The organism is Corynebacterium kalidii (assembly GCF_022869005.1).
Classification (GTDB): domain Bacteria; phylum Actinomycetota; class Actinomycetes; order Mycobacteriales; family Mycobacteriaceae; genus Corynebacterium; species Corynebacterium kalidii.
Genome location: NZ_JALIEA010000011.1, coordinates 255,452 through 275,095 on the forward strand (window position 1 = coordinate 255,452; position 19,644 = coordinate 275,095).

At 70.1% G+C, this 19,644-nt stretch carries 18 protein-coding genes; 13 read left to right on the forward strand and 5 right to left on the reverse strand.

Annotation, left to right across the window (positions count from 1 at the left end; all coding sequences use genetic code 11):
- The 8 genes from MUN33_RS04315 (at position 1) to MUN33_RS04350 (ending at position 6,642) form a co-directional block, all read left to right on the forward strand.
- A complete protein-coding gene (locus MUN33_RS04315; RefSeq protein ID WP_439647832.1) occupies positions 1 to 510 on the forward strand; it encodes a tRNA (cytidine(34)-2'-O)-methyltransferase in 510 nt (169 codons plus the stop codon).
- Positions 511 to 537: 27 nt separating this feature from the next.
- A complete protein-coding gene (locus MUN33_RS04320; protein WP_244803942.1) occupies positions 538 to 1,419 on the forward strand; it encodes a bifunctional methylenetetrahydrofolate dehydrogenase/methenyltetrahydrofolate cyclohydrolase in 882 nt (293 codons plus the stop codon).
- Positions 1,416 to 1,790: a DUF3017 domain-containing protein gene (locus MUN33_RS04325; protein WP_244803676.1), complete on the forward strand. Its 375-nt coding sequence runs from the start codon at positions 1,416 to 1,418 to the stop codon at positions 1,788 to 1,790. The genes MUN33_RS04320 and MUN33_RS04325 overlap by 4 nt, the downstream gene beginning before the upstream one ends.
- 38 nt (positions 1,791 to 1,828) lie before the next feature.
- On the forward strand, positions 1,829 to 2,764 hold the full coding sequence (locus MUN33_RS04330) for a TIGR03571 family LLM class oxidoreductase (RefSeq protein WP_244803943.1): 936 nt from the start codon (positions 1,829 to 1,831) through the stop codon (positions 2,762 to 2,764).
- 115 nt (positions 2,765 to 2,879) lie between these two features.
- Positions 2,880 to 4,058 (forward strand): extracellular solute-binding protein, encoded by a 1,179-nt coding sequence (locus MUN33_RS04335; RefSeq protein WP_439647829.1) that lies wholly within the window; start codon positions 2,880 to 2,882, stop codon positions 4,056 to 4,058.
- A gap of 2 nt (positions 4,059 to 4,060) precedes the next feature.
- Complete coding sequence (gene cysT, locus MUN33_RS04340) at positions 4,061 to 4,852, forward strand: sulfate ABC transporter permease subunit CysT (protein WP_244803677.1); 792 nt, start codon at positions 4,061 to 4,063, stop codon at positions 4,850 to 4,852.
- Positions 4,849 to 5,652: a sulfate ABC transporter permease gene (locus MUN33_RS04345; protein ID WP_244803678.1), complete on the forward strand. Its 804-nt coding sequence runs from the start codon at positions 4,849 to 4,851 to the stop codon at positions 5,650 to 5,652. Before cysT ends, MUN33_RS04345 begins: the two co-directional genes overlap by 4 nt.
- Positions 5,653 to 6,642, forward strand: a complete 990-nt coding sequence (locus tag MUN33_RS04350) for a sulfate/molybdate ABC transporter ATP-binding protein (protein WP_244803679.1) — start codon at positions 5,653 to 5,655, stop codon at positions 6,640 to 6,642. It abuts the gene before it with no gap.
- Positions 6,643 to 6,658: 16 nt separating this feature from the next.
- Here MUN33_RS04350 and metX read toward each other — a convergent pair whose 3' ends face one another.
- The 3 genes from metX to MUN33_RS04365 form a co-directional block, all read right to left on the reverse strand.
- A complete protein-coding gene (gene metX / locus MUN33_RS04355; RefSeq protein ID WP_244803680.1) occupies positions 6,659 to 7,780 on the reverse strand; it encodes a homoserine O-acetyltransferase MetX in 1,122 nt (373 codons plus the stop codon).
- Positions 7,781 to 7,791: 11 nt separating this feature from the next.
- Positions 7,792 to 9,132 (reverse strand): O-acetylhomoserine/O-acetylserine sulfhydrylase, encoded by a 1,341-nt coding sequence (locus tag MUN33_RS04360; RefSeq protein ID WP_244803681.1) that lies wholly within the window; start codon positions 9,130 to 9,132, stop codon positions 7,792 to 7,794.
- Between the two features lie 158 nt (positions 9,133 to 9,290).
- On the reverse strand, positions 9,291 to 11,546 hold the full coding sequence (locus MUN33_RS04365) for an NADP-dependent isocitrate dehydrogenase (RefSeq protein ID WP_244803682.1): 2,256 nt from the start codon (positions 11,544 to 11,546) through the stop codon (positions 9,291 to 9,293).
- Positions 11,547 to 12,028: 482 nt separating this feature from the next.
- Between MUN33_RS04365 and MUN33_RS04370 the strand changes: the two genes are divergently transcribed.
- Both MUN33_RS04370 and MUN33_RS04375 read left to right on the forward strand, forming a co-directional pair.
- Positions 12,029 to 13,201 carry an MFS transporter gene (locus tag MUN33_RS04370; RefSeq protein WP_244803945.1) on the forward strand — a complete coding sequence of 391 codons (1,173 nt, stop codon included), beginning with the start codon at positions 12,029 to 12,031 and terminating at the stop codon, positions 13,199 to 13,201.
- Between the two features lie 10 nt (positions 13,202 to 13,211).
- Positions 13,212 to 14,180 carry an exodeoxyribonuclease III gene (locus MUN33_RS04375; protein ID WP_244803683.1) on the forward strand — a complete coding sequence of 323 codons (969 nt, stop codon included), beginning with the start codon at positions 13,212 to 13,214 and terminating at the stop codon, positions 14,178 to 14,180.
- On the opposite strand, the gene MUN33_RS04380 is transcribed toward MUN33_RS04375, so the two are convergent.
- Positions 14,129 to 15,085, reverse strand: coding sequence for an SLAC1 family transporter (locus MUN33_RS04380; RefSeq protein ID WP_244803684.1), 957 nt, complete (start codon positions 15,083 to 15,085; stop codon positions 14,129 to 14,131). The genes MUN33_RS04375 and MUN33_RS04380 overlap by 52 nt on opposite strands.
- Before the next feature lie 71 nt (positions 15,086 to 15,156).
- Here MUN33_RS04380 and MUN33_RS04390 point away from each other — a divergent pair, with 71 nt between their 5' ends.
- The 3 genes from MUN33_RS04390 (at position 15,157) to MUN33_RS04400 (ending at position 18,290) form a co-directional block, all read left to right on the forward strand.
- Complete coding sequence (locus tag MUN33_RS04390) at positions 15,157 to 16,053, forward strand: LysR family transcriptional regulator (protein ID WP_305037372.1); 897 nt, start codon at positions 15,157 to 15,159, stop codon at positions 16,051 to 16,053.
- Positions 16,054 to 16,064: 11 nt separating this feature from the next.
- Entirely contained in the window at positions 16,065 to 17,081 is a 1,017-nt protein-coding gene (trpS, locus tag MUN33_RS04395; RefSeq protein ID WP_244803685.1) for a tryptophan--tRNA ligase, read from the forward strand.
- 117 nt (positions 17,082 to 17,198) lie between these two features.
- Positions 17,199 to 18,290 carry a YhjD/YihY/BrkB family envelope integrity protein gene (locus MUN33_RS04400; protein ID WP_244803686.1) on the forward strand — a complete coding sequence of 364 codons (1,092 nt, stop codon included), beginning with the start codon at positions 17,199 to 17,201 and terminating at the stop codon, positions 18,288 to 18,290.
- Between the two features lie 12 nt (positions 18,291 to 18,302).
- Here MUN33_RS04400 and MUN33_RS04405 read toward each other — a convergent pair whose 3' ends face one another.
- A complete protein-coding gene (locus MUN33_RS04405) occupies positions 18,303 to 19,643 on the reverse strand; it encodes a D-alanyl-D-alanine carboxypeptidase family protein (RefSeq protein ID WP_244803687.1) in 1,341 nt (446 codons plus the stop codon).
- Position 19,644: the final 1 nt, after the last annotated feature.

A 19,644-nucleotide genomic window follows, 5' to 3' on the forward strand; every position in this document is an offset into this window, starting at 1 on the left:
ATGAACGGTGCGAGCGAGCCTGACCGTATGACGCCCTACTGCCACGTCCTCTTCGAGCACCCGGCCATCCCCGGCAACACCGGTGCCGCCATCCGCCTGTGCGCCGGCACCGGGGCGTCGCTGCACCTCGCCGAACCGTTGGGCTTCAACTTCGACGACAAACACCTCAAGCGGGCGGGCCTGGACTACCACGACCTGGCCGACGTGCACGTCCACCCCTCGCTGGACGCCGCCCTGACGGAGCTGACGGAACCGTCCGGGGCACGGGTGTTCGCCTTCACCACCCACGCGGACACCTGGTACACCGACATCACCTACGAACCGGGCGACGTCCTGCTCTTCGGGACCGAGCCCACCGGGCTGACCGACGAGGCGCTCGCCGACCCCAGGATCACCCGGCAGGTGCGTGTGCCGATGCTGCCCGGCAGGCGCAGCATGAACCTCTCCAACGCCGCCTCGGTCGCGGCGTACGAGGCGTGGCGGCAGGCGGGGTTCCCGGGCGGACACTGAGGGTGCCATACTGGTGGCGTGACTGAGATGACTGGGATGACCGAGACGACGGCGACGACCGGGACCGCCATGACGCTGGACGGGAAACTCTACCGCGACGAGATCGTCGTCGACCTCACCCGCCGCGTGGCGGCGCTGAAGGAGAAGGGCGTCACGCCGGGCCTGGCCACCGTCCTGGTCGGTGACGACCCCGCCAGCCACTCCTACGTGAAGATGAAGCACCGCGACTGCGAGCAGATCGGGGTGAACAGCATCCGGCGCGACCTCCCCGCGGACGTCAGTCAGGAGGAGCTCAACGCCGTGATCGACGAGCTCAACGCCGACCCCGCGTGCACCGGCTACATCGTCCAGCTGCCGCTGCCCGCGCACCTCGACGAGAACGCGGTGCTGGAACGGATCGACCCCGCCAAGGACGCCGACGGCCTGCACCCGGTGAACCTCGGCAAGCTGGTGCTCATGGAGCCCGCCCCGTTGCCCTGCACGCCCAACGGGGCGATCTCGCTGCTGCGCCGCTACGGCGTGCCGCTCGACGGGGCGAAGACGGTCGTCATCGGACGCGGTGTCACCGTGGGCCGGCCGATCGGCCTGATGCTGACCCGTCGCTCGGAGAACTCCACGGTGGTGCTGTGCCACACCGGGACCAGGGACCTGGCCAAGGAGACCCGCGACGCCGACATCATCGTCGCCGCCGCGGGCAAGCCGCACATGCTCACCGCCGACATGGTCAAGCCCGGCGCCGCCGTGCTCGATGTGGGGGTGTCGCGGGTCGACGGGAAGCTCGCCGGTGACGTCCACCCCGACGTGTGGGGCGTCGCCGGGGCCGTGTCACCGAACCCCGGCGGGGTGGGGCCGCTGACGCGTGCCTTCCTGATCCACAACGTCGTGGAACGCGCGGAGCGGCTGGTGTGAGTGACGGTACCGACGACAGAGCCGATCTCGTCGAACTGACGCCGGCGGAACGTCGGACACTGCTGCGCAACCCGCACGACCGGCGGGTGCCGCACTCGCGGTTGAACCAGACCCTGCAGATGCTGCTGGTCCTCGGTTTCGTGGTGGTGATGCTGGTGGGCCTGGCGTTCCTCGTGGCCGACCGGTGGCGACGGGGGACGGTGACCGTGGGCACGGGCATGCTCGTCCTCGGCGTGCTGCGCTGGGTGGTCGACGGCGAGATCCTGGGGGTGCTCTCCGTCCGCTCGCGGAAATTCGACTCGGTGTTCTGTCTCGTCGTCGGTGCGTCGATGCTGCTGGTCGCGATCTCCGTCGACTCGTTGGGGAGTTGACGGTGGGGGACCCGGCGTCCGTCGCCGACCTACCCGGGATGCGACGGACCTTCGCCGAGGGGGAGTTGACGCTGGGGCTCGCCCTGCCGGTCGGACCGGTCGCGGACGAGGGGGTGGGCGCCGAGGACGGCGGGGACGTCGCACGCCAGGTGGAGCTGGTCAGGGCCGCGGAGGCGGCCGGGGTCGCGGCCGTGTGGGCACGCGACATCCCGTTACGGGTCGACACCTTCGGGGACGTCGGGCAGATCCACGACCCGTTCATGTTCCTCACGTGGCTGGCCGCGCACACGGAGCGGGTCGCGCTGGGCACGGCGGCTGTGGTGCTGCCGTTGGCGCACCCCCTGCTGCTGGCGAAACGGTCCGCAGGCCTGGACCGGCTCAGTGGGGGACGTTTCCTCATGGGGGTGGCCAGCGGCGACCGTCCCGAGGAGTTCCCGGCCTTCGGCATGGAGAAGGGGGACCGTGCCGCCGTGTTCCGCGAGCACCTGGAGGTGCTGCAGGCAGGGTGGTCGTCCACCGGCCGCCCGGTGCGCTGGTCGCGGGGGCGCATGGGTGGGGCGGACGTCGTCCCGACACCGACCGTCGGGCGCGTGCCGGTGCTGCCGACGGGGTCGTGCCAGCAGAACATGGACTACAACGCCGCCCACGGTGACGGGTGGATCACCTACCACCGCTCCCTGCCGCAGCAGAAGGTGATGGTCGACCGGTGGCGGGCGTCCTGCGGGGACGTTTTCGCGCCGTTCGCCGAATCCATGTGGGTCGACCTGGCGGAGGACCCCGACCTGCCGGTCGAGGGGCGTGACTTCGGGTACCGGACGGGGCGGCACGGGCTGACGAGGATCCTGGCGTCGCAGCGTGACATGGGCATCAACCATGTGTCACTGCGGCTCACGAGCCGGACCAGACCGGTGGAGGAGATGCTGGGCGAGCTGGCCGAGCACGTGCTGCCGGAGTTCCCCGCTCTCGACGGCTGAATCCGGCGGCCGGTTCCATTCGGTGTGAATCGAACTCTGCGGGGTCGGACGGCCGGGAGGATAGTGTCTCCTGCGTAGTAGACAGAGCAGTCTGTGCGGAGGAGAGGACAACGTCGTGGCGTTCAGACCCAGCCTGGGAGCGGTACTCGTCGGTGTCGGCCTGGTGGCCGCCGCCGGGGTGGCCGTGCTGCCCGGGGGAACCGTCGACGACCCGGACGTGGTGGACGTCTCGTCGGGTGACCAGCGGCTGAACCTCGTGGCCTACGCGGTCCCGAAGCCGGGGTTCGAGGCGGTCATCCGCGGGTTCCGGGGCACACCCGACGGCCGGGACACCGGGTTCGCGGAGAGCTACGGCGCCTCGGGCGACCAGTCCCGCAAGGTCGCCCGGCACCTGCCGACCGACATCGTGAATTTCTCCGTGGAGCCCGACGTGACCCGGCTCGTCGACAGTGGACAGGTGGCCGAGGACTGGCGAGACGACGTCCCCGGCGACGAGTCCGGACGGTCCGTCCCCTTCGGGTCGGTCGTCTCCGTCGTCACCCGGGAGGGCAACCCGCACGGCGTCGAGACGTGGGACGACCTGCTGGCCCCGGGCATCGAGGTCATCAGCCCGAACCCGGCCAGCTCCGGGTCGGCGAAATGGAACCTGCTCGCCCCCTACGCCAGCTGGTTCTTCCAGGCGCTCGACGGCGGGGCCGACAGACAGACCGCCCACGACGAGGCGCTCGGTAAGCTCACCCGCCTGGTCGGTGAGCACTTCACCGTCCGACCGAAGTCGGGACGCGAGGCGACCTCCGCCTTTGAGGGAGGTCAGGGCGACGTCCTGCTGTCCTACGAGAACGAGGCCATCGAACTCGCCCGCAACGGTGCGGCCGTCGACTACACCGTCCCGGACGACACCTTCCGTATCGAGAACCCCGTCGCCGTGGTCGACACCACCGACGACCCCGACGGCGACATGGCGAAGGCCACGCAGTTCCGCGACTACCTGTTCACCCCGGCCGCCGAGAAACTGTGGGCCGCCGAGGGGTTCCGGCCCGGGCCGGACCTGTTCACTGACTCCACGGACGTCATCGACACCCTCCCGGCGGAGCAGCGCGAGGCCTTCCGGTCGCTGGACACGGTGCACACCATCGACGACCTCGCCGAGGTGTTCCGCGACCTTGATCCGGACCTGGACCCGGACGGGAACGTGGCCGACTGGGACGTGGTCGACGCGGTGCTGTTCACGCGTGCCAAGCCCGGCAGCGGCGACACCGACGGCGCCATCACGACGATCTACAAGGCGGTGTGAGAATGGGCGCGAGGAGAACGAGACTCAGCATGGGCACGGCCACCCTGTGGCTGTCCGTCATCGTCCTGCTGCCCCTGGTGGCACTGGCCACGGAGGCCTTCTCCGGCGGGTTCGGCGGATTCTGGGACGCGGTGACCGCACCAGGGGCACGCACCACACTGTGGGTGACCGCGAAGGTCTCCCTCGTGGTGGCCCTGATCAACATGGTCACCGGCACACTGGTCGCCTGGGTGCTGGTGCGCGACGACTTCCCCGCGAAGCGGATCGTGGACGCGGTCATCGACCTGCCGTTCGCCCTGCCCACCATCGTCGCCTCCCTGGTGCTGCTCAGCCTGTACGGGCCGGACAGCCCGATGAACGTCACCCTCAACGCCACGCAGCCGGCGCTGGTCATCGCCCTGGCGTTCGTCACACTGCCGTTCGTCGTGCGTTCGGTGCAGCCCGTGCTCATCGAGCTCGACCACGACGTCGAGGAGGCCGCGGCGTCCCTGGGTGCGTCCAACGCCACGATCTTCCGGCGGATCATCCTGCCGGCCCTGTGGCCCGCGGTGCTGTCCGGGACGGGCCTCGCCTTCGCCCGGGCGATCGGTGAATACGGGTCGGTCGTGCTCATCGGCGGAAACGTCCCCGGCGCGACCCAGGTCGCCTCCCAGTACATCCAGGAGCAGATCGAGTCGGACGTCCCGTCCGCCGCGGCGGCGGTCTCCGTGACCCTCCTGGCCATCACCTTCATCGTCCTCCTTGTCCTCCGTCTCGTCGGGGACCGCAGCACACGGAAGGAGCAGGACGCGTGAACCAGTCCAGAACCAGTGTCCTGACACTGCGCATCCTCGCCCTGGTCTACCTGGCGGTCCTCGTCGCACTGCCGGTCGGCACCATCCTGTGGCGCACCGCCGAGCCCGGTCTCGGGCAGTTCCTGGAGTGGATCACCACCCCTGCGGCGGTGTCGGCCCTGCAGACCTCGCTGCTCATCGTGGCGGTCACCGTCCCGCTCAACGTGGTCTTCGGCATCGTCGTCGCCCTCGGACTGGTGCGGGGACGCTTCCCCGGCAAGGCACTGGTGCAGGCGGTCGTGGACCTGCCCTTCGCCGTGTCACCGGTGATCGTCGGTGTCGCCCTGATCATGCTGTGGGGCACCGACGGCTGGTTCGGCGGCGTGGAGGACCTCGGCTTCCGGGTGATCTTCGGCCTGCCCGGCATGGTGCTGGCCACGGTGTTCGTCACACTTCCGTTCATCGTCCGGGAGGTGGAGCCGGTGCTGCGTGAGATCGGTACCGAACAGGAGCAGGCGGCGTCCACCCTGGGTGCCTCACCCTGGCAGACGTTCCGGCGCATCACCCTCCCGTCGATCCGCTGGGGCCTGTCCTATGGCATCGTGCTGACCGTCGCCCGTGCCCTGGGGGAGTTCGGTGCGGTGATCATGGTCGCCTCGGGGTTCGCCGGGGGTGGGCAGACCCTGACCCTGCTGGTGCACTCCCGTTATCTCGACGACAACAACGTCTACGGCGCGTACGCCGCGGCGACCCTGCTGATGATCGTCTCGGTGATCGTCCTGGTCGCCATGACCCTGCTGCAGAAGAAGAAGGTTTCCTGAATGGCTATCTCCGTCTCCCACGCCGTGAAGACCTACGGTGACTTCACGGCCCTCGACGACGTCTCCCTCGAGATCCCCGAAGGGTCCCTCACCGCCCTGCTGGGGCCGTCCGGCTCGGGCAAGTCCACCCTGCTGCGCACGATCGCGGGACTGGAACAGCCGGACTCCGGCGCGGTAGTCATCGACGGTGCCGACGTGACCCGCCTGTCGCCCCAGGACCGGGGCATCGGCTTCGTCTTCCAGCACTACGCCGCGTTCAAGCACATGACCGTGCGCGACAACGTGGCCTTCGGGCTGTCGGTGCGCAAGCGTCCGAAGAAGGAGATCGACCGGCGGGTCGACGAGCTGCTGGAGATCGTCGGCCTCGCCGGCTACCACACCCGGTACCCCTCGCAGCTCTCCGGCGGCCAGCGGCAGCGGATGGCGTTGGCTCGGGCACTCGCCCCGAACCCGGGTGTGCTGCTGCTCGATGAACCGTTCGGGGCGCTGGACGCCAAGGTGCGCGAGGACCTGCGCACCTGGCTGCGCCACATGCACGAGGAGTTCACCGTGACCACCGTGCTCGTCACCCACGACCAGGAGGAGGCGCTCGACGTCGCCGACCGCATCGCCGTGATGGGGGACGGGAGGATCGAGCAGGTCGGCACCCCCACCGAGCTGTACGACGCCCCGGAGACGCCGTTCGTCCAGTCCTTCCTGGGCCACGTCACCGAACTCGCGGGGACGACGGTGCGCCCGCACGACATCCGGTTGGGCCGCAACGCCGACCCGGAGGTGCCCGGCAACGAGGTCGCCGCCACCGACGTGCGCGAGGCGGTGGTCGACCGCGTCGCGGTGCTGGGGTTCGAGGTGCGGGTGGAGCTCACCGACGCCGCCGACGGCCGACGGTTCACCGCCCAGATCACCCGCGGGGACGCACGCACGCTGGGACTGGGGGCCGGCAGTGTCGGGGAGACGGTGTACGCGCGGGCGACGGCGGCCGCGGGGTGACCCGCGCCCGCGCCGGTCACCGCTGCGCCAGCAACGCCGCCTTGGTGAGGAACTTGTCCAGGATGACCGTCATCTGACGGGTCTCGGTGAGGAAGCCGTCGTGCCCGGTGGGGGAGGTGATCTTGGACAGGCCGATGAAGTCGCCCAAGTTGCGGGAGAGGTGCTCCTGCTGGTGGTACGGGTAGAGGATGTCGGTGTCGATCCCGGCGACCATGGTCGGCACCTGCGACGAGCCCAGCACGGCGTTCATGCCGCCACGGCCGCGTCCGACGTCGTGCCGGTTCAGTGCGTCGGTGAGGATCACGTAACTGCCTGCGTCGAACCGTGCCTCCAGTTTCTCGGCCTGACGGTCGAGGTAGCTCTCCACGGCGAACCTCTCCGTGGGGGAGGGGTAGGGCCCGTAGGGGTTCTCGCCGGGCTGCGGTTCGGTGGAGAATCGTTCGTCGAGCTCCAGCTCGCCGCGGTAGGTCAGGTGCGCGATGCGCCGGGCCTGGCCCAGTCCGTGGGACGGGATGCGGCCGGAGCCGTGGTAGTCGCCGTCCTGCCAGCAGGGGTCGGCGGTGATGAAGCGGATCTGGGCGGACTGGATCCCGATCTGCCAGGCCGACGCGCGCGCGGACACGGCGACGGGGAGGGCGGCCTCCACCACCTCGGGGTACATGAAGGTCCATTCCAGGACGCGTGCACCGCCCATGGACGCGCCGACCACACCGCGGATACGGGAGATGCCGAGGACGTCGACGAGCAGCGTCTTCTCCGCGGCGACGAGGTCGCGGATCGACAGGGCGGGGAAACGCGACCCCCAGTGACCGCCGTCGGGGTGGGCGGAGGACGGGCCGGTGGACCCCTGGCAACCGCCGAGACAGTTCGCGCAGAGCACGAGGTAACGCTCGGTGTCCAGGGCGAGGCCGGGGCCGATGATGCCGGCCCACCAGTCGGCGGCGTCGGCGTCGCCGGTCAGGGCGTGCTCGATGACGATCACCGGGCGGGCCACCGCCTCGTCGGCCGGGCCCTCGTACCAGGCGAACAGCCGTAGTTCAGCGCCGGGGATGTCCACCCCCGCCTCCGTGGTGAACGTGCCGATCGGCACGGTCACCGAGGAGTGGGAGGCGGGAAGGGACCGGGGGTCGATGCTCATGGGGTGGTGCCTCAGCCGATCGCGTCGAAGCCGCGTCGGAGGTCGGCGAGGATGTCCTCGATGTCCTCGATACCCACGGACAGGCGGACGGTGGCGAGGTTCACACCGGCACGGGCCAGGCCCTTCTGGTCGGACTGCGAGTGGGTGGTCGTCGCCGGGTGAACGACCAGGGAGCGGACGTCACCGACGTTGGCCAGGTTGGAGTGCAGCTTCAGGGCGTCGATGAAGGCCCAGGCCTTCTCGCGGGCCTCGTCGGACCAGACGTCATCCACGGCGAGGTCGAAGGACAGGACGGAGCCGGTGTACTCCAGGCCGAGCTTCTCCTTGGTGGCGTACCAGGGGGAGTCCGGCAGGCCGGCGTAGTTCACCGTGGTGACCGCGGGATTGTCGGCGAGGGAGCGGGCCACGATCTCGGCGTTCTCGTTGTGCTTGCGCACGCGCAGGGCCAGGGTGTCCAGCCCCTGGATGGTGACCCAGGCGTTGAAGGCGGAGATGGTCGCACCGGTGTCGCGCAGCAGGCCGACGCGGGCCTTCAGGCCGAAGGCGGCGGCGCCGAGGTCGGCGTACTTCAGGCCGTGGTAGGCGGGGTCCGGGGTGACGAAGGAGGGGAAGACCGGCTGCCCGTCGCGTTCCACGGTCCAGTCGAAGGAACCGCCGTCGACGAGGATGCCGCCGAGTCCGGAGCCGTTGCCGGTGTAGAACTTGGTCAGGGAGGCCACGACGATGTCCGCGCCGAGCTCCAGGGGACGCACCAGGGCGGCGGTGGCGATGGTGTTGTCCACGATCAGCGGGACGTTGTTGCGGTGGGCGACCTCGGCCACGGCCGGGATGTCCAGGACGTCGGCCTGGGGGTTGGCGAAGGTCTCGCCGTAGAAGGCCTTGGTGTTCGGCTGGACGGCGGCCTGCCAGGAGTCGAGGTCGTCGGGGTCCTCGACGAAGGTGACCTCGATGCCGAGCCGGGCGAGGGTGACACCGAAGAGGGTCTCGGTGCCGCCGTAGAGCCGGGGGGAGGTGACGATGTGGTCGCCGGCGCCGGCGAGGTTGAGGATCGCGGCGGTCTCGGCGGCCTGCCCGGAGGCGAAGGCCACGGCGTGGACGCCGCCTTCCAGGGACCCGATGCGGTTCTCCAGGGCCTCCTGGGTGGGGTTGGTCAGGCGGCTGTAGACCGGGCCGAGGTCCTCGAGGGCGAAGCGCTGCTTGGCGTGCTCGGCGGAGTCGAAGACGTAGGAGGTGGTGAGGTAGATCGGCTGGTTCCGGGCGCCGGTGTCGGAGTCCACGGTCTGGCCGGCGTGGACGGCGCGGGAGGCGAATCCCCAGGAGGCGGAGTCGGAGTTGTCGTACCTGGTGCTCATCGGTGGTGGTCCCTTCGGGGGTAGGTGTGTCATTTCGCTGGGAACACGATAACCCACCGGAGGGGGAGCGGCAAACAGCTCGGTCTAGTTTTCGGCAACGTCGCAGGTGAGGGCGTTGTTTCTGCTAGACCGAGCTGTCCAAAAGAGCTACCGGCGCATCAGGAGTTGCGCGCGGTGAGGCCGTCGATGACGGCGTTGAAGGTGGACGAGGGACGCATGACCTTCGTGGTCTTCTCCTCGTCCAGCCAGTAGTAGCCGCCCAGGTCGGCGGAGGAGCCCTGACCGCCGCGCATCTCCTTCTTCACGGTCTCGTACTTCTCCTCCAGTTCCTCGGCCACCGGGGCGAAGATCTCCGCGAGCTCGGGGTCCTCGGTCTGACGGGAGAGGTTCAGCGCCCAGTAGCGGGCCAGCCAGTAGTGGCTGCCGCGGTTGTCGATCTCACCGACGACTCGGGCGGGGGAGAGGTCCTCGTTGAGGATCCGCTCGGTGGCCGCGTCCAGCGCGTCCGCGAGGATCGGGGTGCGGGGGTTGTCGTCGGTCTCGGCGAGCTTACGCAGCGACTCGGCCAGGGCCAGGAACTCGCCCAGCGAATCCCAGCGCAGGTAGTCCTCCTCGATGAGCTGCTGGACGTGCTTCGGTGCGGATCCGCCGGCACCGGTCTCGAACAGCCCGCCACCGGCGATCAGCGGCACGATGGACAGCATCTTGGCGCTGGTGCCCAGCTCCATGATGGGGAAGAGGTCGGTGAGGTAGTCGCGCAGCACGTTGCCGGACACGGAGATGGTGTCCTCGCCGGCGCGGATGCGGTCGACGGAGAGCTGGCAGGCCTCCTCGGGGGAGAGGATGCGGATGTCCAGGCCCTCGGTGTCGCCGACGAGGTCGGTGTCCTTGAGGTACTCCTCGACCTTCGCGGTGATGTTGCGGTCGTGGGCACGCTCCGGGTCGAGCCAGAACACGGCCGGGGCGCCGGTCTTGCGGGCCCGGTCGACGGCCAGACGCACCCAGTCGCGGACCGGGATGTCCTTGGTCTGGCAGGCACGCCAGATGTCGCCGGGGGTGACGGAGTGGGACATGAGCACCTCGCCGGAGGAGTCCACGACCTCGACGGTGCCCTCGGAGCCGATCCGGAAGGTCTTGTCGTGGGAGCCGTACTCCTCGGCCTTCTGAGCCATCAGGCCCACGTTGGGCACGGTGCCCATCGTGGTCGGGTCGAAGGCGCCGTTCTTCCGGCAGTCCTCGATCACGGTCTGGAACACGCCGGCGTAGGAGGAGTCCGGGATGACGGCGAGGGCGTCCTGCTCCTGGTTGTCCTTGTTCCACATGTGTCCGCCGCTGCGGATCATGGCGGGCATGGAGGCGTCGACGATGATGTCCGAGGGGACGTGCAGGCCGGTGATGCCCTTGTCGGAGTTCACCATGGCCAGGTCGGGGCCGTCCTGCAGAGCCTGGTCGAAGGCCGCGCGGATCTCCGCCGCCAGGTCGTCGCCGATCTTGTCGGCGTAGTCCTCGAGGCCGGAGTAGATGGCGGCGAGACCGTTCTCGCCGTTGAGGCCCACGGAGAACAGGGTGTCGCCGTACTTCTCGAAGACGTCGGCGAAGTAGGCGCGGACCACGTGGCCGAAGATGATCGGGTCGGACACCTTCATCATCGTGGCCTTGAGGTGCGCGGAGAAGAGGACGCCCTCCTCCTTCGCGCGGGCGACCTGGGCCTTGAGGAACTCGTCGAGGTCCGCGGCGCGCAGGACGGTGGCGTCGACGATCTCCTTGTCCAGGACCTTCAGGCCGTCCTTGAGGACGGTGGTCGTCCCGTCGGTGCCGACGAGGCGGATGGTGAGCGTGTCGTCGCCGTCGATGACGACGGACTGCTCGTTGTGGCGGAAGTCCCCGTCGGTCATGGTGGCGACGGTGGTCTTCGAGTCGGCGGACCACTCGCCCATGCGGTGCGGGTGCTTCCGGGCGAAGTTCTTGACGGCCTTCGGCGCACGACGGTCGGAGTTGCCCTCACGCAGGACCGGGTTCACCGCGGAGCCCTTGACGGAGTCGTAGCGGGCGCGGGCGTCCTTCTCCTCGTCGGAGGTGGGCTCGTCCGGGTAGTCCGGCAGGTCGTAACCGTGCTCCTGCAGCTCGGCGATCGCGGCCTTGAGCTGCGGGACCGACGCGGAGATGTTCGGCAGCTTGATGATGTTCGCGTCCGGCTGCTTGGTGAGCTCGCCGAGTTCCGCGAGGGCGTCGTGGACACGCTGCTCCTCGGGGAGGATGTCGTTGAACGCCGAGAGGATCCGTGCGGCCAGGGAGATGTCCCGCGTCTCGACGGCCACGCCGGAGGTCGAGGCGAAGGCCTCGATGACGGGCTTCAACGAGTAGGTGGCGAGTAGCGGGGCTTCGTCGGTTCGGGTGTAGATGATCTTGGCCATGGGCCGGTGTCTCCCTCTTCAATAGTCGGTGCAGCGTCGCGTCGCCCGCCCCCATGGTGAGGGACGAGCACGGGCGCACCTGCGATTATTCGTCTCGATCTGTGGTGATGCCTTCGTGTGGAAGGGTGCCGCTCGGGCATCTACTATCGCGATGATACGGCAATGGCGGTTGTCCCGGCGGCCGCGGGGCCGCGATACCCTACACCGGGGAGAGACCGTTATCCGGATATCAGTGAAATCCCCCCGATTCTGGTGGAATTGGACGGGGAATAGATCTGAATCGATACTGGTTGCCCTCTCCTGTGGCACTGCCGCCCGACCGTGCCCGTACAGCCAGCACGCCCAGCACACCCCGCACCGTCCCCCGAGGAGCCCCTGTGACTGAACAGCCGACCGCCGCCACCTCCGGGCTGCAGCGACTGGAGGACCCGCCGCGCGGGTCCCGTCGTCCGGCCCGTCGTCCCCTCCCGCGGCAGACGGAGATGGGACGGCGCCGCCGTCCGGTCGCGCTGCTCATGCTCGCGCTCGGCGGGTTCGGGATCGGCACCACCGAGTTCGTGGCGATGGGCCTGCTCAACTACATCGCCGAGGACTTCTCGGTCAGCGAGGCCACCGCAGGCCACGTGATCACCGCCTACGCCCTTGGCGTGGTTGTGGGAGCCCCGGTGATCACCGCCTTCACCGGGTCGATGCCCCGGCGGCGGCTGGTCCTGATCCTGATGGGTGCCTTCACCGTGGGCAATGCGCTCAGTGTGCTCGCGGGGTCCTACGGACTGCTGATGCTGTCCCGGTTCATCGCCGGCATCCCCCACGGCGCCTACTTCGCCGCGGCCGCGTTGATCGCCGCGTCGATGGCCGACGCCGGGCAGCGGGGACGGGCCGTCGCCCAGGTCTCGATGGGGCTGTCGGTGGCGACGGTGGCCGGGGTGCCGGCCGCGCAGTGGATCGGCCAGGCCCTGGGGTGGAACGCTGCGTTCGCGCTGGTGGCGGTGATCGGCCTGGTCACCCTCGTCGGTCTGTGGTTCTCGCTGCCGCACATGACGCTGATGGCGCCGACCCGGCCGATGACCGAGCTCGGTGCCCTGGTCAATCCGCAGGTCATGCTCACCCTGCTGCTCGGCACGGTCGGCTTCGGCGGCATGTTCTGCGTGTACACCTACATCTCGTGGACGATGACCGAGCGCGCGGGGTTCCCGGAGAACCTCATGTGGCTGGTGCTCATGGTCTACGGCGTCGGCATGGTGGCGGGGACCTTCCTGGGCGGACGCCTGGCGGACATCGACGTGGAGGCGTCCATCTTCGGCGCCCTGGTGGCGATGGCCCTGATGCTCGGCGCGTTCTACTTCACCAGCACCGTCGCGCCGCTGGCGATCGTGAACTTCGGGCTGGTGGCGATGTCGGGGTCGGTGATGACCATCAACCTGCAGACCCGGCTGATGGACGTCGCCGGCGAGGCGCAGAACCTCGCCGCGTCGATGAACCACTCCGCGTTGAACCTGGCCAACGCCGCCGGCGCCGCGGTCGGTGGTGCGGTGATCAGCGCCGGCTACTCGTACTCGGCACCGGCGTTGGCCGGGGTCGGGATGGCCCTGTGCGGTATCGCGGTGTTCGTCCCGACCTACCTCCTTCGGCGCCGTGGCGAGGCCCGCCGCTAGTCTGGTCGGCATGACCGTCACAGTCGCCACCGTCAACGTCAACGGCATCCGTGCCGCCGCCAAGGTCCGCAACGAGGACAACCACGGGATCCTGCCGTGGCTGGAGAGCACCCCGGCCGATGTGGTGCTGCTCCAGGAGGTACGCGCCACCCCCGACCAGACCGAGAAGGCACTGGCGCCCGCGCTGGAGTCCGGGTGGAACCTGGTGCAGGCCGAGGCCGCGGCGAAGGGCCGCGCCGGTGTGGCCGTGCTGTCCCGGCACGGCATCGAGGACGTCCAGGTCGGTTTCGGTGAGGGGTTCAGCACCGAGTTCGACGACGCCGGCCGCTACATCGAGGCCACGACGGCCGGCCTGCGGGTCGCCAGCGTGTACCTGCCGTCCGGCGCCGAGGGGACGGCGAAGCAGGACGAGAAGTTCCGGTTCCTGGACATCTTCGGGCCCTACCTCGAGCAGCAGGCCGGGGTGCACGGGCAGATGGTGGTCGGCGGGGACTGGAACATCTGCCACCGGCGCCAGGACCTGAAGAACTGGCGACCGAACCGGAAGAAGTCGGGCTACCTGCCGGCGGAGCGGGCCTTCATGGACACCGTCTTCGGCACCTTCCCGGACGGGGCGACGCAGGTCGGTGACCCCACCGACGCAGGACGGGCCGGCAACCCCGCAGGTGCGCCGGCGGACTTCTTCGGCGCGGTGGACTACACCCCCGGCGAGGTGGCGGCCCGGCGGCTGGAGCAGGGGCCGGCCGCGGAGCCGCGGTGGTTCGACGCACTGCGCCGGCTCCACCCGGACGAGGAGGGGCCCTACTCCTGGTGGACGTGGCGGGGCCAGGCCTTCGACACCGGGGCGGGCTGGCGTATCGACTACCAGGCGGTGACCGCGGAGCTGATGGAACGGGTGGAGTCCGCCTGGGTGGACCGTGCCGAGAGCTACGACCTGCGCTGGAGCGACCACTCACCGGTCCTGGTCACGTACCGCTGACCCAGTGCCGCGAGCAGTCCCGCGGTCGCCAGGGTGACGTGCAGGACCAGCACGGCCAACAGTGTCGCGCTGACGGCGTCCAGCCACCCTGCGCCGGTGCTGACCGCCAGCTGGTGGGTGCCCAGGCTGCAGGTACCGACGGGGAACGTGGCCGACCACCACGCTGGGCCGTAGGTCGCCACGGAGACGGCGGGGGACGTCCGCAGCAGGGTGCCCCAGTGGGTGCGGAGCGCCCAGGCGGCGGCGGGCACACCGAGGCAGAGCATGACGGTGGCGTAGACGCGGCCGGCGTCGGCGAGGGCGGTGCCCCCGGACAGGAGCAGGGCCGCTGCGCTGCTCTGACCGACGATGCCCAGGGGGATCCACGTCGTGGCGACGGCGGGGGACGCCGGGCGTCGTCCAGAGGCGAGGTAGACGAGGACGAAAGCGGGGACGCCGGCCGCCAGTGACGCGGCGAAACACAGGACCCCGGGCAGCGGGTGACCGAGCTGGGCGGCGTTGGTCGCGGCGACCATGGGGGTCACCAGGGGGAGCGTCGCCGGGAAGGTGCGCGGCAGTGTGCCGCGGACGAGTGCCACCGCCTGCGGGACATAGACGATGACCGAGGCGAGTGTCCCGGCCACCCACGTGACCCGGTGGATGCCGGCGAACCCGAGGGCGGTGTCGGCGGCCGAGCCGAGGGCGAGGATCCCCATGGTGACCATCGACCAGGCGGGGAGGTCCGTGGTCAGCCAGCTGCGTCCTCCGGTGGCCAGCACCAGCAGGACGGTGCCGGCCAACGCGGTCACGACGCCACCGGTGGGCGTCCCCAGGTGGACGCCGGCCATGGAGGCGGTGATGGAGGTGCCCATCAGCGCGCCGGCCCAGGCGGGACCGGGAGGCGGGAGTGCGGGAGTGGTGTCCATGGGCCCGACCGTAGAGCGCCGTCGCCCCGGACAGGGATAACGGGCCAGGTGGAAAGGGGTACAGTGAATGTATGTACCCTCATGTCCCGCAGGTTGACCAGATCGCCACGCTGGTGGCGGTGGACGACCGCCGCAGCATCGCCGCCGCGGCCCGTGACCTGGGGTTGAGCCAGCAGACGGTGAGCGCGCGGGTGGCCGCGGCGGAGAAGACCCTCGGCGTCACCGTGTTCCGTCGGGGAGTGGGGGGATCGGAGCCGACGGAACGCGGGCGGGCGGTGCTGTCCGCGGCCCGTGAGCTGCTCGGCGCGGCGGCGGAGTTCTCCCGGGCGGTCGCGGTGACCACGCAGCCGGACGCTGTGCGGTCGCTGCCCGTCGCCGTCTCCAACACGATCGCGGAGCTGTACTTCCCGTCGTGGGCGGCGCGGTTCCACCGGGAGAACCCCACGGTGCGGCTGCAGATGAGGTCCCGGAACAGTGCCGAGGTGTGTGACGCGGTGGCTGGCGGGCAGTGCGTACTGGGGTTCGTCGAGGGGGCGGAGGTGTCCCACGGTTTGGCGTCGGACGTGGTGGGCGTCGACGACCTGGTCCTCGTCGTCCCACCGTCGCACCCCTGGGCGGGGTCGGAGGTGGATGCCGCCCAGCTACGGCGTACCCCGCTGGTCACCCGGGAGCAGGGGTCGGGGAGCCGGGAGATCCTGGAGGCGACGCTCGGCTCCATCGCCGAACCGGCCGGTGAGTTCGGATCACTCGCCGCCCAGCGTGCCGCGGCGACGGGGATGGGCGAGCCGACCGTGATCGCGGCGCGGGCGGTGGAGACGCAGGTGGCGTCCGGTGAGTTGGTCAGGGTCCCGGTGACGGGGGTGACCTTCCGTCGCCTGCTGCGTGCGGTCTACCCGCGGGGACGGTCCCTGGCCGTGAGCGACCCGGACGCCGAGGCTCTGCTGCGGATCGCCAAAGTCCCCGGGTAACATGGCTCTCCATGAGCGATGAAGCACAGATCAAGCGCGTCCTGTCCGGCATCCAGCCCACGGCGGACTCCTACCACCTCGGGAACTACCTGGGCGCGGTCAAGCAGTGGATCGACCTGCAGGACGGGTACGACGCCTTCTACTTCATCCCGAACCTGCACGCGATCACCGTCGACCAGGATCCCGCCGAACTGCGCGACCGCACCCTCGCCGGGGTGGCGCAGCTGCTGGCGCTGGGGATCGACCCGGAGAAGTCCACGATCTTCGTGCAGTCCCAGGTGCCGCAGCACGCCGAGCTGGCGTGGGCGCTGACCTGCCTGACCGGCTTCGGCGAGGCGTCCCGGATGACACAGTTCAAGGACAAGTCCGCCAAGCGTGGTGCCGAGCGGACCTCCGCCGGCCTGTTCATGTACCCCATGCTGATGGCCGCGGACATCCTGCTCTACCGTCCGCAGCTGGTGCCGGTGGGTGAGGACCAGCGCCAGCACCTGGAGCTGACCCGGAACCTCGCCGAGCGGTTCAACGCCCGCTTCGGCGAGACCTTCGTGGTGCCCGAGGGGTTCATCCCCGAGGGGGCGGCGAAGATCTACGACCTGCAGGACCCGACCTCGAAGATGAGTAAGTCCGGGGACAACCCCAAGGGCATCGTGAACCTGCTGGACGAGCCGAAGACGTCGGTCAAGCGGATTAAGTCCGCGGTGACCGACAACGACGGCGAGATCCGCTTCGACCGGGAGGCGAAGCCGGGGGTGTCGAACCTGCTTGTGATCCAGTCCGCCCTGACCGGACGCGGCGTGGACGAGATCGTGGCCGACTACCAGGCCTCCGGCGCCCAGTACGGCGCGCTGAAGGTGGACACCGCCGACGCTCTGCAGGCCTTCACCACCCCGCTGAAGGCCCGGTACGACGAGTACATGGCCGACCCCGCGGAACTGAAGCGGATCCTGGACCGCGGTGCGGAGAAGGCCGGCGTGGTCGCGGAGTCTGTGGTCGCCGACGTGTACGGGAAGATGGGGCTGCTGCGGTAGGGGAGCGTGCGGAGGAATCCGACCGTCTGCGTCGTCCATGAACTAGGGTGGGTTCCCCATGGTCCCGCCGTCTGCGGTGGGACGTTGACGATGACGCGACACACGAGGAGTCCTCCGATGGCTCGCACGATCACCGCCTCCGACCGCGACAGGCTGGACGACCACGGCATTGAACGGTCCACCGACGACTCGCCGGGCGCGGTCGACCGGTACCGCGACAAGTGGCCCTGGTTCGACCACGTGATGCGCATGAACGAGCGCTACGGCGACCAGGGCGGAAACCATTTCGCCGCCGGGATCACCTACTTCTCCGTCCTGTCCATCTTCCCGTTGATCATGCTCGGTTTCGCCACGGTGGCGATGGTCGTCGCCGGCAACGACGAGTTGATGGACTCCATCATGGACACCGTCACCGAGTCCGCCGGTGGCGAGCTGGGGGAGACCGTCAACAGCATCATCGTCCAAGCGGTCGACCAGCGCGGCAGTGTCTTCGGTATCGGCCTCGTGCTGGCGCTGTGGACCGGCCTGGGGTGGATGGGCAACCTGCGCCTCGGGGTCTCCGAGATGTGGAAGGTCCACGGCCGGGCCGACAACGTCGTCAAGGGCAAGCTCAGCGACCTCGTCGGACTGCTCGGGCTGCTGCTGGCGCTGGCGGTGGCGTTCGCCGTCACCGCTGTCGGCGGCGGTGGTTTCACCGGCAGCCTCCTGGAGACCGTCGGGTTGGGGGACGTCCCCGGCATCCGGTTCGTCACCTGGCTGGTGGCACTGGTGGTGGCGTTGGTCGCCAACTGGATCGTGTTCTTCTGGCTGATGCTCTACCTGCCGCGCACCCGGGTGCCGCGTCCCTCCGCCGCACGGGCGGCGGTGATCGGTGCACTGGTGTTCGAGGTGATCAAGCAGGTCGCCACGCTGGTGTTCTCCAACGCCCTGTCGAATCCGGCGGGCGCGGCCTTCGGCCCGGTGATCGGCGTGATGGTCGTGCTCTACCTGGTGTGGCGCGTCACCCTGTACCTCGCGGCGTGGACGGCCACCACGCCGGAGGCACTGGCGGCGATGGTGCCCGAGGCTCCGCCCGCCGCGGTGATCCGGGTGCGTCAGGAGGTCCGGCCGGGTGCGCGCAACGTCAGCACCGCCGGGTTGGTCGGCGTCGGCACCGCCGTCGGGGCGACGGCCGTCGGCCTGCTCACCAGGACGTTCCGCAGGAAGTGACGCGCTGAGGGCTCAGCGACGCCGGAAGCGCGCCGCACCCGCCGCCAGTCCCAGGAGCAGCAGGACGGCGGCGACGGCGCCGACGACGGCACGCATGTCGACGCCGTCCGCGGCGGTGGCGCGCGCGTCCACGTCGGCCGGAGCGTCCGGCGTCGGCGTCACGTCCCCGGTGGCGGCGACCGGTTCCGCGGGGACGTCCAACGTGCCGATGCCCGCACCGGCCGGTGCGTCGAAGGCGGCGTCGAGCACGGCGCTGGCCTGCTCGGCCGGACGTCCCGCCGCGATGGTGGAGTTCAGGAGCACCATCCCCAGAGTGCGTCCGTCGCGCTCCGCGGCCACGGCGAAGGTGTGCCGGGCGTTGTCGGTGAAGCCGGTCTTGCCGCCGATCGTGCCGGGGTAGTTGAAGAGCATCTCGTTGTCGCTGGAGAGCTCGAAGCCGTCCATGTCCCCGTAGCCGGGGAAGTCCATGGTCTCCTCGCCGAGCAGTTCACGGACGTCCTCGCGCTGGAACGCCGCCCGGTAGATCAGCGCCATGTCGTAGGCGGTGGTCTGCACACCGGGGCTGTCGAGACCGTGCACGGTCACCACCCGGGTCGCCCGGGTGCCCAGCGAGTCCGCGAGCTCCTGCATCCGGGCCACCGTCTCCTCCTGCCCGCCCATGGCGTCCGCGAGGGCGATGGCGGCGTCGTTGCCGGACCGCATGACCAGGCCCAGCAGCAGCTCCCGGGCGGTGTAGCGGCCACCCGGGCCGACGCCGACCTGTGACCCGTCGATCGCCACGGCCTCGTCACTGACCGGGACGACCTGGTCCGGATCGAGTTCGTCCAGTGCGGTCATCACCAGCAGGGCCTTGATGATGGAGGCGGGGCGGTAGAGCCCGTAGGGGTCCTTCGCCGCGAGGACGTCACCGGAGGCGACGTCGTAGACGACGTAGCTGCCCAGGCTGAGGCGCCCGGGCATCTCCATGCCCGGGGCGGACACGGCGGCGCAGGTGTCGAGGGCCTCGCCGGCCGGGCCGGGACGCTCCACGGCGACCGGTGCCGGGGCGTCCTGACCGGCGGGCGGGAGTGCGTCCCTGTCGAAGGCCGGGGGAAGGTCCCCGGCGAAGGGGCAGGACTCGGTGTCGAGGAAGGGGTCGGCAGGGAGCGGGGCGCCGGGATCCACGGTCAACGGGAGCCAGTCGTCCTTCTCGACGCCGTTGAGGCCGGTCTCCGCGGCCGCGGGGGCGGCGAGTGGGCCGGCGAGGGCGCCGGTGAGGCACAGGGCGGACGCCGCGGCGAGCGTGGCGGCCTGTGTGGCGGCCCGGTGGGCACGGCGCCGGGCCGGGGGTCGGGGGAGAGTAGGTGAGGTCATC

Coding starts and splice junctions, on each gene's coding strand:
- MUN33_RS04315 (WP_439647832.1), top strand. CDS start 1: ATGAACGGTGCGAGCGAGCCTGACCGTATGACGCCCTACTGCCACGTC.
- MUN33_RS04320 (WP_244803942.1), top strand. CDS start 538: ATGACTGGGATGACCGAGACGACGGCGACGACCGGGACCGCCATGACG.
- MUN33_RS04330 (WP_244803943.1), top strand. CDS start 1,829: ATGCGACGGACCTTCGCCGAGGGGGAGTTGACGCTGGGGCTCGCCCTG.
- cysT (WP_244803677.1), top strand. CDS start 4,061: ATGGGCGCGAGGAGAACGAGACTCAGCATGGGCACGGCCACCCTGTGG.
- MUN33_RS04350 (WP_244803679.1), top strand. CDS start 5,653: ATGGCTATCTCCGTCTCCCACGCCGTGAAGACCTACGGTGACTTCACG.
- metX (WP_244803680.1), bottom strand. CDS start 7,780: ATGAGCATCGACCCCCGGTCCCTTCCCGCCTCCCACTCCTCGGTGACC.
- MUN33_RS04360 (WP_244803681.1), bottom strand. CDS start 9,132: ATGAGCACCAGGTACGACAACTCCGACTCCGCCTCCTGGGGATTCGCC.
- MUN33_RS04365 (WP_244803682.1), bottom strand. CDS start 11,546: ATGGCCAAGATCATCTACACCCGAACCGACGAAGCCCCGCTACTCGCC.
- MUN33_RS04370 (WP_244803945.1), top strand. CDS start 12,029: ATGGGACGGCGCCGCCGTCCGGTCGCGCTGCTCATGCTCGCGCTCGGC.
- MUN33_RS04375 (WP_244803683.1), top strand. CDS start 13,212: ATGACCGTCACAGTCGCCACCGTCAACGTCAACGGCATCCGTGCCGCC.
- MUN33_RS04380 (WP_244803684.1), bottom strand. CDS start 15,085: ATGGACACCACTCCCGCACTCCCGCCTCCCGGTCCCGCCTGGGCCGGC.
- MUN33_RS04390 (WP_305037372.1), top strand. CDS start 15,157: ATGTACCCTCATGTCCCGCAGGTTGACCAGATCGCCACGCTGGTGGCG.
- trpS (WP_244803685.1), top strand. CDS start 16,065: ATGAGCGATGAAGCACAGATCAAGCGCGTCCTGTCCGGCATCCAGCCC.
- MUN33_RS04400 (WP_244803686.1), top strand. CDS start 17,199: ATGGCTCGCACGATCACCGCCTCCGACCGCGACAGGCTGGACGACCAC.
- MUN33_RS04405 (WP_244803687.1), bottom strand. CDS start 19,643: ATGACCTCACCTACTCTCCCCCGACCCCCGGCCCGGCGCCGTGCCCAC.